This is a genomic window from Streptomyces fodineus, assembly GCF_001735805.1.
GTDB classification, from domain to species: domain Bacteria; phylum Actinomycetota; class Actinomycetes; order Streptomycetales; family Streptomycetaceae; genus Streptomyces; species Streptomyces fodineus.
Map to the genome: position 1 here is coordinate 9,308,819 of NZ_CP017248.1, position 13,665 is coordinate 9,322,483.

Below are 13,665 nucleotides of genomic sequence, written 5' to 3' on the forward strand. Positions count from 1 at the left end.
CGATTCGAGAGTGTTCCCATGCCGGCGGAGGTCGAGGCACGGCCCCGTGACGCTCGTGGGTATCCGGTGCCGGCGATCACCCCCTGGGAGGGGAAGAGCCCCAGTTCGCGCTGACCGACTACGAACGCAGCGCCGCGTGCGCGCGCGAGCGGCTGTGCTCGGTGTGCAACCAGGGCATGCCGCAGGGCCCGGTGTGGCGCGTGGTGGGGGCCGCGGAGAGCGCGGCGATCGGGGAGGCGCTGGCCGCCGGGCGGCCCTATCGCAACCTCGCCCCGACGCTCGAGGGACCCGGGCACCGCGCGTGCATGCTGTACGCCTCGATGGTGTGCCCGTATCTGGCCCGGCCCAACGCCCGCCGTGGCATGTCGGCGACCGAACCGGAAGACGACATGACCACCCATGTGGTCCGCGGCACCGTCCGGGGCGCCATGGGCGCGGTGGTGGGCTTCGCCGAGTACGAGTACGCCGTCACCGCCAGCCGGGTGCTCTTCCGGTTCCTCGACGTCGTCGAGTTCCTGCCGCACGACACGGCCGACGCGCACCTGGACGAACTGCGGGCCGAGCTCGCCCGGACCGCGAAGTGACCCGCACTTCGCGCCCCGGACGCGCCCGGCCCGTCCCGTCGTACGACGTCAGGGGCGGTACGCCGCCAGGCCGACCGTCGAGGTGACCTTGGCCGGGTGGCCCGTGCCGTCGGCCGGCAGGGTCACCGTGCCGGACGGGGTGCGCACCGCGAGGGTCTTGCCGTCGGGGGACCAGGCCGGTTCGGTGTAGTCGGTGGTGGCGTGCGGGGTGAGGTCCTTGATGTGGTTGCCGTGCGTGAAGTCCTCGACGAGCACGTGGTCGTGACCGGCGACCGAGCGCACGAAGACGACCTCCTCCTCGTTCGGGGACAGCGCCGGCTGGGAGCCCTGGGTGAGCTTGCCGCCCTGCTGGCGCAGGTAGTCGTCGCGGATGTAGACGTCACCGGTGTGGTCGTTGGCGTAGACCGAGGTGCCGTAGTGGCCGGCCGCGTTCGGCCAGACGTTGCCGGTCTGCGGCAGCGCCCCGCCCGGACCGGGCTCGCCGTACAGGGACAGCGTCTTGGGCGTGCCGTGGACGGCCTTGGCGGAGATGTACTTCAGCCGGGACTCACCGCCCGCGCGTGCCGCGAAGATGAGGTTGTCCTTGGCGGGGATGCCGTTCTGGGTGTCCTTCGCGGTCACCTGCCAGGTCGGGTGGGACCAGTTCTGGTTACCGGGGTTCTTGGCGACGACGACACGCCCGCTGCCGTCGGGGTTGGCGATGTCCAGGTTGCCGGAGCCGTCGATGAAGGCGGCCTGGGCGCCGTTCGGGGACCAGGCGAGGTCCCGGACGTTCACCCCGAAGTTCACCTGGTGCCCGTTGATCAGCACGTACTTGGTGCCGTTGCTGACGGTCAGGGTCCCGTGCGAGGCGCTGGTGGCGGCGGAGGCGGCGGAGGAGGCGCCCAGGAGCGCCGAGCCGGTGACGGCTGCGGCCACGGCGATGGCGGCCGCCATGGTGCGGGTACGGGTGGTCATGACTGGTAGTCCCCCAGGAACGTCGACAGGTCAGGTCGTCAGGTGCATCTGTGCCAGAGCCGCTCCGCCGTCGTCCTGGTCGCTGAAGGCCACGCGACCGCCTGCCGCTCTGTTCTGTGCCGAGCCTGTCAGGCCTTGATCTTCGAATCGTCCGTTCGGTGTCACAGGGGCGTAACACGGCCGAGGAGCACCGCGGCGCACAGGCAACCCGCCACCCGGTGGCCGGCGCCGCGGACCCAGGGGCTAGGGTCCGTCTGATCGTTCAGTAGTCCGCATGAAGTTCCTTCCGACCAAAGGACGTTGATGAGACGAAGATCCCTCACCGGTCCGGCCGCCGTCTTCATGTCCGCTGCGGGGCTGGCCGCCGCGCTGCTGGGGACCGCCCCGGCCGGCGCCGTCACCACCCAGCCGGTGATCACCCTCGACACTCCGGCACCGGTGGCCCTGGCGGCCGCGCCCGCCACGGCGGACGTGTCGTTCGACTTCCAGACCAAGGCCAAGAACCTCAAGGCGTACGACGCGACCCTGACCGTGGACGCCCGGGGCCTGTCGAAGATCGCCAAGGTGACGTTCTCCGACAACTGCACGGTCAAGGGCCTGGTGGCCACGTGCTCGGAGATGTTCGAGTCCGCCTCCTCTCCCACCACCCACATGGGCGCCGTAACCCGGCTGACGCTGACCCCGCTCAAGGGTGCCGCGCTCGGTGCCTCGGGAACGTACAAGGTTACCGGTCACTCCGCGCACGCGCAGATCGTGGGCGGCACCGGACAGGCCGAGGTGGGAGGCCCCTCCTTCGGCCTCGACGCGCTCACCGACCACACCGGCCTGAAGGTCGGCAGCACCGTGGGCGAACCGGTCCGGTTCACCAACGTGGGCAACCGTCCCGCCAAGGGTGTCCAGACGGTCCTGGCCGCCTCACCCGGCCTCGACTTCGCCGACCACTACGCCAACTGCAAGTACGCGTACAACGGCACGATCCACTTCGCGGAGTGCTACCCCAAGGGCGCGATCACCATCGGTGAGACGGCTGCCCTGGCCGCACCCGTGCGTCTGCGCGTGAACTCCGCCGCGCTGTACACGTACCTGGACACGATGACCGGGCCGCTCGGCCAGCCGGGCTGGCCCGACGGCCAGGGCCTCAAGTGGACCTGGGGCACGGGGGCCACGCTCAACCTGAAGGTGATCAAGGCGGGCCGAACGTCCTCGGCACCGGCGGGCTCGGTCTCCCTGCCGCAGACGGGCACCACCACCGACTACCGGATCACCTCCCTCCAGGCCCGCAACACGGCCGACTTCGGAGTCTCCGGCGCGAGTGCGCAGGCGGGCGTGGGCAAGAACGCGACGTTCGCCTTCCACCTGTCCGCGGGCGGCCCGGCCACCCTGTACGACCGCAGCGGCGGTGAGGGGGTTCCCACCGTGTGGGTGACGCTCCCGCCCGGTACCACCGCCGTCGGTCATTCGGCCAACTGCGGTCCCTGGCAGGATCACAATCCCACGGCAGAGGCCCATGGCCCCTACGTCTGCGCCCCGTCCGGCATCGTTCTGCCCAAGGGCAGGTCACCAACTTCAGTCTGACCCTCCGGGTCGACGAAGTGACCACCCACGCCAAGGGCGGCGTCCAACTCGTCTGGGGCCCCGACCCGGCGCACTCCCACCGGCCCGCCTTCGACCCGAACGGCCACAACGACTCCGCGACCCTCACCCTGAACTGAGCCGCGGCGGTCACCCTGCGCGCCGATGCCGAGCACATCTGCCCGGCATCGGCGCGCACGCTCGTCAGGGCGCCGAACCCAGCCGGTCCAGCTCGCTGCCGATCGCATCCCGCACCACGTCGTGCCGCGGACCGAGCCGGAACCGCTCGCCGCTCCACCGGTCCGGCGGATACAGCCATACGGGCTTTCCCGCCATCTCGGCAGACTCCCACTCGAACCGAGGCCAGACGTGGGCGTGCAGGAACGGGTCCGTGTTACCGAGGATCTCCAGGTTGACCCGCCGGAACGCGGGGTCCATGCGGCGACAGGCCCGCTCCACCGCCTCTCCGAGCAGGTCCATGTCGGACAGGAACGCCAGCCGCTTGGCCCTCGGCAGCTCGGACAGCCGCTGAACTCCCGGTTCGTCCACGAGGAGGACCGAGTACCCCGGCAAGAACTGCACGTCGCCGATTACCGCGAACCCCGCTTCGAGCCGCCGTAGCACCGTCGGGTTCTCACCCCGCAGAGCAGCTCCGATCCGGTCCGTCCGCCAGTCGTCGCTCATGGCGCCACCCTATGGCTTGCGCCAGACCGTGCAGAGGCCGTCCTTGGCGTCGTACGGCTGTTGCCGTGCGCGGTCGTCCCATACGGGAATGTGATCCGAACTACGCGCTGCCGCCGCGGAGTCGGCGACATGTACGTGAAATTGGCCGGACAGTGGTGCCTGCCTGCGGCGCAGGGCTCGGTCATGAGTACGGTGACGGGCGTCCAGGTGGAGCGACCTGCTCATCCGACCGGCCGGTCCGGCGACCCCGGGGCCGGTCGGGCGGGTCGATCCCGATTCCCATCCGGAAGGTGACCCGCCGATGCACCAGCCCGCCATACCCACCACCGCCGGCAGTTCCAGCACCCCGGTGCTCGCCGAGGTCGTGCGTTCCGGATTCGTCGAAGGGCGGCACCGGGGCAGCCTGGTGCTGCTCGCCGCGGACGGCTCGGTGGAGTCGGCGATCGGTGATGTGACGTGCCCCGTCTTCCCGCGCTCCTCAAACAAGCCGATGCAGGCGGCGGGTGTGCTGCGGGCCGGCCTGGACCTCACGGGCGAGCGGCTGGCTCTGGCCGCCGCGAGCCACTCCGGCGAGCCGTTCCACCGCGACCTGGTGCGGGCGCTGCTCGACGAGCACGGACTGACCCCGGAGCATCTGCGCTGCCCGCCCGCCCTCCCGCTGGACCAGGAGGAGCAGGAGGCCTACCTGGCGGCGGGCGGCCGGCGCGACCGCGTGGCCATGAACTGCTCCGGCAAGCACACGGCGATGCTGGCCGCCGCCGCGCTGCGGGGCTGGCCGCTGGAGTCCTACCTCGACCCGGACCATCCGCTCCAGCGGGTCATCCGCACGGTCGTCGAGGAGGCGGCCGGTGAACCGGTGGCCGCCGTCGGCGTGGACGGCTGCGGGGCACCGCTGATGGCGATCAGCCTGACCGGGCTCGCCCGCGCCTTCCGCTCCTTCGTCCTCGCCGCGCCCGGCACACCCGAACGGCGGGTCGCCGACGCCATGCGCGCCCACCCCGAGTACGTCGCCGGTACCCGACGACACGATACCTGGCTCATGCGGGACATACCGGGCGTGCTGTCGAAGGTGGGCGCGGAAGCCGTCCAGGCCGTCGCGCTGCCCGACGGCCGCGCCCTGGCCCTCAAGGTCGAGGACGGCGGGGTCCGGGCCCTCGGCCCCGTCCTGGCCCGCGCGCTGCGCCTGATCGGCGTGACGGCGCCGGTCGTGGACCGGATCGGGCGCACCGCGGTGCTCGGCGGGGGAGAGGAGGTGGGGGAGGTACGGGCGGTGTTCTGACGACTTGTCGCCATTTCGCTGACGTATAGTCAGGTCCCGTAGATGGCAGGGACACAGGCGGGGACCTGCGGCTTTGGGGGCGGCGGGCTCCTGTTGTCTTCCGTTCCATGAGCGTTCAGCTGGCGATTGCTGTGAGTGCGGTGTGTCGTCCCTAGGGTCCTTGAGGCTTTCGAAAGAAGGGGCTCATGGACTCACTCCTCGCGATCCGGGCTCGCGGTATCACCAAGTGCTTCGGTGATGTCGTCGCGCTCGACGGCATCGATCTGGATGTGGCGCAGGGACAGATCCACGGCCTGGTCGGACCGAACGGTGCCGGCAAGACGACGCTACTCGGACTCCTGCTCGGCCTGGCCGTGGCCGACGGCGGCCGCCTGGAGATCCTCGGTACGCCGGTGGGGCGGAAGTTCGCCGCTCCCGATGGTGTCGCCGGGTTCGTGGACGGGCCGGGGCTCTACCCCTCGCTCACCGCCCGGCAGAACCTCGCCGCGCTGGCCGCCCTGCGGGGCCAGGACGCGCGTACGGCGGGGATCGACGACGTGCTGGACGAGGTCGGGCTGACCGATGTCGCCGACGACCGGGCCCGTGGTTTCTCCCTGGGCATGCGCCAACGGCTCGGCCTCGCCGCCGCCCTGCTCACCAAGCCCCGGCTGCTCGTGCTCGACGAGCCGTCCAACGGCCTCGACCCGGCCGGCAAGAAGCACGTACACGGTGTCCTGAACCGGCTCGCGGGGGAGGGCACCGGTGTCGTGCTGTCGAGCCACCGCATGGACGACCTCGAGGCGCTGTGTTCCGAGGTCACCATCCTCGCCACCGGACGGGTTGTCTTCTCCGGTCCGCTGAGCAAGCTGGCCGCCGAGAACCGTGAACTCGACTACCGGTTGCTCACCTCCGACCCGCAGACCGCCCGCCGGCTGGCCGCCGACACGCCCGGGATCCACGTCGTGGAGGACGCGGCAGCACGCCCCGGCATCGAGATGCTCGTCGTACGCGCCCTGGTGCCGGCCGTGGACGAACTGGTGGCACGCCTCGTCCACTCGGGCATCGCCCTGCGCGAACTCGCCCCCGTCGTCTCTCCGCTGGAGGCCGCGTTCCTCGCCCTCACTGAGCACCAGGCACCGGGCACGGACGGGGAGGGAACCGGCGCCGAGCGCCAGGATCCCGGCGCTGAGGAATCCGGTGCCGGGCGGCAGGCATCGGGCGCCGGGGGCCAGGAGTCCGGTGCCGGTCGGCAGGGATCGCACGCCGTGCGCCAGGAGCCCGGCGTCGAGCGTCAGGAATCGGGCGCAGAGCGGCAGCAACCCGGCCCCGTGCAGCAGGAGTCCGGTGCTGGGCGACTGAGATCGGGTGGCGTGCGGCTGGAGTCCGGCACAGACCGGCAGGGAACCGGCGCCGGAGGGCAGGAATCGGGTGCCGGGCGCCAGGAGTCCGGTGCCGGTCGGCAGGGATCGCACGCCGTGCGCCAGGAGCCCGGCGTCGAGCGTCAGGAATCGGGCGCCGAGCGGCAGCAACCCGGCCCCGTGCGGCAGGAGTCCGGTGCTGGGCGGCAGGAATCGGACGCCGAGCGGCAGCAGCAACCCAGCTCCGTACAGCAGGAGTTCGATGCCAATCGGCAGCAACCCAGTCCCACGCCACAGGAGTTCGGTGTCAACCGGCAGCAACCCGGCCCCACACAACAGGAGTTCGGTGCCGAGCCGCAGCAATCCGGTCCCGTGCAGCAGGAGTCCGGAGCGGAGCGGCAGCGATCCCGTGCTCTCCCGCAGCACACCGACGCTCAGCAGCAGGAGGCCGGTCGATGACCGCAACCGCTCCCGTCGTCGCCCCTGCCCCCACTACAGGCGCGGTGCGTGTCTCGGTCGCCCGGGGCTATCGCTTCGAGGTGGTCAAGCTCGTCTCGCAATGGCGGATCCGCCTGCTGGTCCTCGCCTGCTGGAGCGCGCCCGCGCTCTTCGTCGCCGGAGTGAGTCAGCAGAGCACGCTGCCCGCCGATACCCTCTTCGGCCGCTGGATGCTCGCCACGGGCTGGGCCGGACCCCTGGTGATACTCGGATTCTCGGGCACCTGGGCGCTCCCGCTGCTGACCTCCGTGGTCGCCGGCGACGTGTTCGCGTCCGAGGACCGGCTCGGCACGTGGCGCCATCTGCTCGTGGCCGTCCGCTCGCCGCGTCGGATCTTCGCGGCGAAGGCACTGGCGAGTCTGACGGTGATTCTGCTCCTCGTGGTCGGGCTGGCCGCATCGAGCACGGTCGGCGGCCTCCTGGCGGTCGGCAACCATCCGCTCGTCGGTCTCGACGGCCACCCGCTCTCCCCGGGGGACGCCGCCGCCAAGGTCCTGCTCGCCTGGGCCTGCGTGCTCGCCCCGACCCTGGCCCTGGCCGGGATCGGCCTGCTGGGTTCCGTGGCGCTGGGGCGGTCCCCGATGGGACTGCTGCTCCCGACGGTTGTCGCGCTCGCGATGCAGCTCGCCCAGATGCTGCCGCTTCCGGTCGCCGTACGCGTCTCCCTGCCCAGCTGGGCGTTCATCGCCTGGAACGGTCTGTTCACCAGCCCGGCCCAGCTCGGTCCGCTCCTGATCGGCATCGCGGTCAGCCTGGTGTGGGCCGTGACCGCGACCGCGCTGGCCTATCTCCTCTTCCTGCGGCGCGACTTCACCAACCTGACCGACGACGCCTCGGGCCGCCGCGCGGTCACCGCCGGCCTGATTCCGCTCGCCGCACTGGTCGGCGTGACCGTCGCCGTCGTCGCCTCGACGACCGGGGCCACGGGTTCCGGTATCGCGCAGGACAAGGTGCAGCGCTCTCTCGCCACGGAGTTCGCCCACCTCTACCGCATGCAGACCAAGCAGCTCAACCGTCCTGACGTCACCGAGGCGCAGCTGAAGGCCACGGCGACGTGCAACAAGGGCAGCGTCAGGGTCGCCGCCGAGGGTCCCGGCAACGACTGGCGCTGCGTCGTCTCCTGGCATCTGCCCGACGTCGAGGCCACGGGGACAGCCATCTACCAGCTCGACGTCACCTCTGACGGGCGGTTCGTCGCCGATGGCGACGGGCCGAAGGAAGTGAACGGCTACTTCCTGGTGCGCACTCCGACCGGGGACGCCCCGAATCCCCTTTGGCAGTTCGACGGCAACGTCACACTTCTCAGCACCTCGAAGGGATGACCCCATGCAGGTAACACGCTACCGCCGGCCTGTCGAGCGGGAGTTTCTCGGTAGACGTATCGGGCGCCGGAGCACCCTGACGGTGGCCGCCACCGCGGTGGTCCTCGCCGTCACCGCCGGTGTCGGCTACGCCCAGACCCACCAGTTCGGCACCGATCAGGTCGGTCAGGTGACCGATCGAGGCCAGGTCGTCTCCAGCGACCAGTACATCGCCCCGTACGGCGAGCGCCTCGTCATCAACAACGGCAAGATCATGTCGTCCTCGCCCAGCCCGGACGGCACCCACCTCGCGGCCGCGGTCACCGACGGTGGCAGCGCCCTGGCCATCGTCGACGTGAAGAACTGGAAGGTGCAGCAGGTCGTCGGCACCGCCGCGTCGTCGACCCCGCGCCTGAGCAGCAACTCCGTGGGCCAGGAAGGCCCCACCTACTCGCCCGACGGCAAGCAGCTGTGGCTGGGCCAGACCGACGGCTACACCAGGTTCACGGTCAACCCGGACGGCACGGTCGCCAACCCGACGGCCGTGAACATCCCGGCGGACGGAACCAAGCACGCGCTGGTCGGCCAGGCGGTGTTCTCCGCCGACGGCTCCACCGTGTACTCGGCGGTCAACGGCCAGAACCGGGTGGTCGCCATCGACGCGGCGACCGGCGCCATCAAGCAGAGCTGGAACGTGGGCAACGCGCCGCGCGACATGGTCGTGGTCGGCACCAAGCTCTACGTCGGCAACGAGGGCGGCCGTCCGGCCCAGTCCGGCGACACCACCATGAACTCCTACGGCACCCAGGTGCCGGCCGACCCGAAGACGGGTGCCACCACCACCGGTACGGTCAGCGTCATCGACCTGGCGAACCCGGCCGCGGCCCCCTCGAGCATCGACGTCGGTCTGCACCCGACCGCCCTGTACGCCAAGGGCAGGGCCCTGTTCGTCACCAACACGGCCAGCAACAACGTGTCGGTCATCGACACGGGCAAGAACAAGGTCGTGCAGACGATAGACACCCGGCCGTGGCCGGAGGCGTCGGTGGGCTACGAGCCCAACGCGGTGACCCTCACCGACGACGGCCGTCTGCTGGTGACCCTCGGCCGCGCCAACGCGGTCGCCGTCTACCGGTACAGGAGCCCGCAGGAACCGGTGAGTTACGTCGGTCTGCTCCCGACGGACTACTTCCCCGCGGAGATCACTACCGTCGGCGACCAGGTGCTGGTCTCCAACACCCGCGGTATCGACGCCCGCCGCCCGAACAATCCCGCCGGGCACGGCACCCATGACACGACGTCGAGCGTGCAGCGGTTCACTCTGCCGGACGACAGCGTCATCAGGGCCGAGACGGCCAAGGTCTTCCGGCAGAACGGCTGGACCCCCGGCTCGGTCAAGCTGGCCAAGGGCAAGAGCTATGCCTGGCCGGTGCCGGTCCCGACCCGGCTCGGCGACCCCTCGACGATCAAGCACGTCTTCCTGATCGTCAAGGAGAACCGGACCTACGACCAGGTCTTCGGCGACGTGCCGGAGGGCAACGGCGACCCGTCGGTGACGCAGTTCGGCGCGAACGTGACGCCGAACCAGCACGCCCTGGCCAAGCAGTTCGGCCTGTACGACAACACGTACGACATCGGCACGAACTCCGCCGAGGGCCACAACTGGCTGATGCAGGCCGACGACCCGGAGTACACCGAGTCCTCGGCCGGTGAGTACCAGCGCAGCTACGACACCGAGAACGACGCGCTCGGCCACCAGAAGTCCGGCTTCATCTGGACCGGCGCGCAGGCGGCCGGGAAGACCGTGCGGGACTTCGGCGAGTTCCAGTCGATCGAGAGCAAGCCGGCCGGCGCGACCTGGCAGAACCTGTACTGCGACGCCAAGAACATGGACGCGACCGGCCGGCCCACCGCCTACCCCATACAGACGGGCTCGGCGATCCCGTCGCTCAACTCCGTGTCGGTGCCCGGCTTCCCGCTGTTCGACCTCGACGTCCCGGACGTCTACAAGTACCAGATCTGGAAGCAGGACTTCGAGAAGAACGGTCCGGCCAACCTGAACATGTTCTGGCTCTCCAACGACCACACCGGTGGTCCGGCGAGCCCGGCGGCCGAGGTGGCGGACAACGACCTCGCCGTCGGCAAGATGGTCGACGAGATCTCCCACAGCAAGTACTGGAAGGACTCGGCGATCTTCGTCGTCGAGGACGACTCCCAGGCCGGCCTCGACCACGTCGACGGCCACCGGGCCCCGATCCAGATCATCAGCCCCTACGCCCAGCACGGCACCGTCGACAACCACTACTACTCGCAGATCACGATGATCCGCACCATCGAGCAGATCCTCGGGATCCACCCGATGAACCAGAAGGACAGCGCGGCCAGCCCGATGACCGGGGCGTTCACCCGGCACCCGGACTACACGCCGTTCACCGCGCAGCCCAACCGGACCTCGCTGACCGACGGCCTGAAGACCCCGCCCCCCTGCGGCGTGGACACCCCGGCGGCCCAGGACCCCAAGGCGGCGGCCGTGCCGGCGACGAAGGTCCCGGCGGACATGCGGCAGCTCGCCGCCGAGTGGGACGCCTGGAAGTCCCGGCAGCGCCTGACGGGCTCCCACGCCAGGGCCGACTTCGCCAACCCGGCCCAGATGAACCACTACACGTGGTACCAGACGCACAACTGGACGACGCCGTACCCCGGTGAGAAGAAGTTCTACGCACCGAACGACGTACCGGGTGCCTACATCCCGTCGTCGGAGAACGACGGCTGACCCAGCCTGAACCCGTCGCGGACCCCTGGCCGGCCTCACCGCCTGCCAGGGGTCCGCGCCGTCTTCGTGAGGTGCGGAGATGTGTTTCGGGCATAGCCTGACAAGTGGGTGGCTTCGCGGGCCGTGCCTCACCGCACCACCGGTGAAGCTCTCCGCCCCACCGGTGAAGGAGGAAACATGTCGGTTTCCCAGGAGCGGCAGGCATCACCGGATCCCGCCAGGCAGGAAGCGTTCGCGGCCGAGATGGTCGACGTCCTCAACAAGGCGGCACTGGCCCTGCTCACGAGCATCGGTCACCAGTGCGGCCTGTTCGACACCCTGGCCGCCCTGCCCCCGTCGTCCAGCGCCGACATCGCCAAGGCGGCGGACCTCGACGAACGGTATGTGCGGGAGTGGCTGGGCGGCATGGTCGTCGGCGGACTCGTCGACTACGACCCGGCGGCGGCCACCTACGTCCTGCCGGCGGAGCACGCCGCGTCGCTGACCCGGGCGGCGGGCCCGGACAACATGGCGGCCATGATGCCGTACGTCGCGCTCATGGGCGAGGTCGAGCAGCAGCTCGTGCGGTGCTTCCGCAGGGGCGGGGGAGTCCCGTACTCGGCGTATCCCCGCTTCCAGGCGCTGCGGGCCGAGGAGACCGCCCGGGTCTACGACGCCGCGCTGGTCGATGTGATCGCGCCGCTGGTACCGGGGCTGCCCGAGCGCCTGCGGACCGGCATCGACGTGCTCGACGTGGGCACGGGACACGGCCATGCCCCGCTCGTGCTGGCGAAGGCGTTCCCCGCGAGCCGCTTCCACGGCCTGGACCAGTCGGAGGCCGCGATCGCGACCGCTCGGGCCGAGGCGGCCGTCGCCCGGCTGCACAACCTGGACTACACGCTCGCCGATGCCACACAGATCACCGGGGAGTACGACCTCATCACCGCCTTCGACGTCATCCACGACCTGGCCCGGCCGGCCGAGACCCTCGCGGCGATCTCCCGGTCGCTGCGGCCCGGGGGCACGTTCCTCATGGGCGACATCGCCGCCTCCAGCAGGCTGGAGCAGAACATCGGCCACCCCTTCGCCCCCGCGCTCTACGGTTTCTCCGTCTTCTACTGCATGACGACCTCGCTCAGCACGGGCGGAGCCGGTCTGGGCACGGTGTGGGGCCGGGAGACGGCCGTACGGATGCTGGAGGAGGCGGGGTTCGGGGACATCGACATCAAGACCGTGGAAGGCGACCCGATCAACGCCTACTACGTGGCGACCAAGCGCTGACCAGGAAAAGGTGCGCGGCCATGAACACCATCGACGCAACGGCTGCCGACCGTCTGCGCGAGGCACTGCGGGGATCCGTGATCACACCGCAGGACCCCGGCTACGACGAGGCCCGCAGTATCTACAACGCCATGATCGACCGACGGCCGGCCGCCTTCGCCCAGTGCGTGGACGTGGCGGACGTACGGGCGACGATCTCCTTCGCCCGGGACACCGGCGCCGAGCTCGCGGTGCGCGGCGGCGGTCACAGCGGCCCGGGTCTGTGCCTGGTCGACGACGGACTCGTCCTCGACCTGACGCCGATGCGCTGGGTCAGGGTGGACCCGGAGGCGGACACCGCTCAGGTGGGCGGCGGCAGCCTGCTCGGTGACCTCGACCATGCGACACACGCCTTCGGGCGTGCCGTACCGGCCGGGATCGTGTCGACCACGGGCGTCAGCGGTCTCACCCTCGGCGGCGGTCACGGCTACCTCTCCCGCAGGTACGGCCTGACGATCGACAGCCTGCTGTCGGCCGACGTCGTGCTCGCCGACGGCAGCTATGTGGCCGCGTCCCCGGAGAGCCACCCGGACCTGTTCTGGGCGCTGCGCGGCGGGGGCGGCAACTTCGGTGTGGTGACGTCGTTCACCTTCCGGCTGCACCCGGCCGCCACCGTCGGGGTCGGCGTGACGGTGTGGCCGGTCGAGCGCACGCCCGAAGTGCTGCGCTGGTACCGGGAGTTCCTGCCTGCCGCGCCGGACGAGCTCTTCGGGTTCTTCGCCCTGCTCGTCGTACCGCCCGGCCCGCCCTTCCCCGAGCCCATCCACGGGCAGAAGGTGTGCGGGGTCGTGTGGTGCTACACGGGCGACCTCTCCGACGAGCGCCTGACGGAGGTGTTCTCCGGGGTGAACGACCCGGCACCGCCGGCCTTCCACTTCGCCACCCCGATGCCCTACCCGGCCTTGCAGACCATGTTCGACGGGCTGCTTCCCAAGGGACTGCAGTGGTACTGGCGCGGCGACTTCTTCGCGACCATCTCCGACGCCGCGATCGAGGTGCACCACAAGTACGGCGAGAACCTCCCGACCGGCCTGTCGACCATGCACCTGTACCCGGTGGACGGCGCGGCCCACCAGGCCGACCCGGACGGTACGGCCTGGGCCTACCGGGACGCCGTCTGGTCCGGCATCGTCGCCGGCATCGATCCGGACCCCGCCGACGCCGAAGCGATCAAGAAGTGGTGCGTCGACTACTGGACCGACCTGCACCCACAGTCCATGGGCGGCTCCTACGTCAACTTCCTCGGCCCCGGTGAGAGCCCGGACCGGGTCCGGACCACCTACCGCGGCCACTACGACCGCCTCGCCGCGGTCAAGCGCGCCTACGACCCGGACAACCTGTTCCACGCCAACCAGAACATCCCGCCGGCCGCCGGCTGACA

General features: G+C 70.6%; 9 protein-coding genes and 1 pseudogene. 8 read left to right on the plus strand and 2 right to left on the minus strand.

All coding sequences use genetic code 11. From position 1 onward, the window contains the following. Positions 1–176 precede the first annotated feature (176 nt). Positions 177–584 (plus strand): hypothetical protein, encoded by a 408-nt coding sequence (locus tag BFF78_RS40470; RefSeq protein ID WP_227026059.1) that lies wholly within the window; start codon positions 177–179, stop codon positions 582–584. 48 nt (positions 585–632) lie between these two features. On the opposite strand, the gene BFF78_RS40475 is transcribed toward BFF78_RS40470, so the two are convergent. Further along, positions 633–1,541: a TolB family protein gene (locus tag BFF78_RS40475; protein ID WP_069783016.1), complete on the minus strand. Its 909-nt coding sequence runs from the start codon at positions 1,539–1,541 to the stop codon at positions 633–635. A gap of 303 nt (positions 1,542–1,844) precedes the next feature. On the opposite strand from BFF78_RS40475, the gene BFF78_RS40480 reads away from it, so the two are divergent. After that, the gene (locus BFF78_RS40480) at positions 1,845–3,116 is read left to right on the plus strand and encodes a hypothetical protein (RefSeq protein ID WP_069783017.1); all 1,272 of its coding nucleotides are present in this window, start codon (positions 1,845–1,847) and stop codon (positions 3,114–3,116) included. Positions 3,117–3,317: 201 nt separating this feature from the next. On the opposite strand, the gene BFF78_RS40485 is transcribed toward BFF78_RS40480, so the two are convergent. Next, positions 3,318–3,797: an HIT family protein gene (locus tag BFF78_RS40485; protein ID WP_069783018.1), complete on the minus strand. Its 480-nt coding sequence runs from the start codon at positions 3,795–3,797 to the stop codon at positions 3,318–3,320. A 301-nt stretch (positions 3,798–4,098) separates the two neighbouring features. Between BFF78_RS40485 and BFF78_RS40490 the strand changes: the two genes are divergently transcribed. The 6 genes and pseudogenes from BFF78_RS40490 (at position 4,099) to BFF78_RS40515 (ending at position 13,663) form a co-directional block, all read left to right on the plus strand. Continuing rightward, on the plus strand, positions 4,099–5,076 hold the full coding sequence (locus tag BFF78_RS40490; RefSeq protein ID WP_069783019.1) for an asparaginase: 978 nt from the start codon (positions 4,099–4,101) through the stop codon (positions 5,074–5,076). A 185-nt stretch (positions 5,077–5,261) separates the two neighbouring features. Then, positions 5,262–6,188, plus strand: a pseudogene (locus BFF78_RS40495) (ABC transporter ATP-binding protein); the annotation flags it as partial. A 680-nt stretch (positions 6,189–6,868) separates the two neighbouring features. Further along, on the plus strand, positions 6,869–8,233 hold the full coding sequence (locus BFF78_RS40500) for an ABC-2 family transporter permease (RefSeq protein ID WP_069783020.1): 1,365 nt from the start codon (positions 6,869–6,871) through the stop codon (positions 8,231–8,233). A gap of 4 nt (positions 8,234–8,237) precedes the next feature. Next, positions 8,238–10,985, plus strand: coding sequence for an alkaline phosphatase family protein (locus BFF78_RS40505; protein ID WP_069783021.1), 2,748 nt, complete (start codon positions 8,238–8,240; stop codon positions 10,983–10,985). Positions 10,986–11,162: 177 nt separating this feature from the next. Continuing rightward, complete coding sequence (locus BFF78_RS40510) at positions 11,163–12,245, plus strand: class I SAM-dependent methyltransferase (RefSeq protein ID WP_069783022.1); 1,083 nt, start codon at positions 11,163–11,165, stop codon at positions 12,243–12,245. Positions 12,246–12,265: 20 nt separating this feature from the next. Next, positions 12,266–13,663 carry an FAD-binding oxidoreductase gene (locus BFF78_RS40515; RefSeq protein WP_193433623.1) on the plus strand — a complete coding sequence of 466 codons (1,398 nt, stop codon included), beginning with the start codon at positions 12,266–12,268 and terminating at the stop codon, positions 13,661–13,663. Positions 13,664–13,665: the final 2 nt, after the last annotated feature.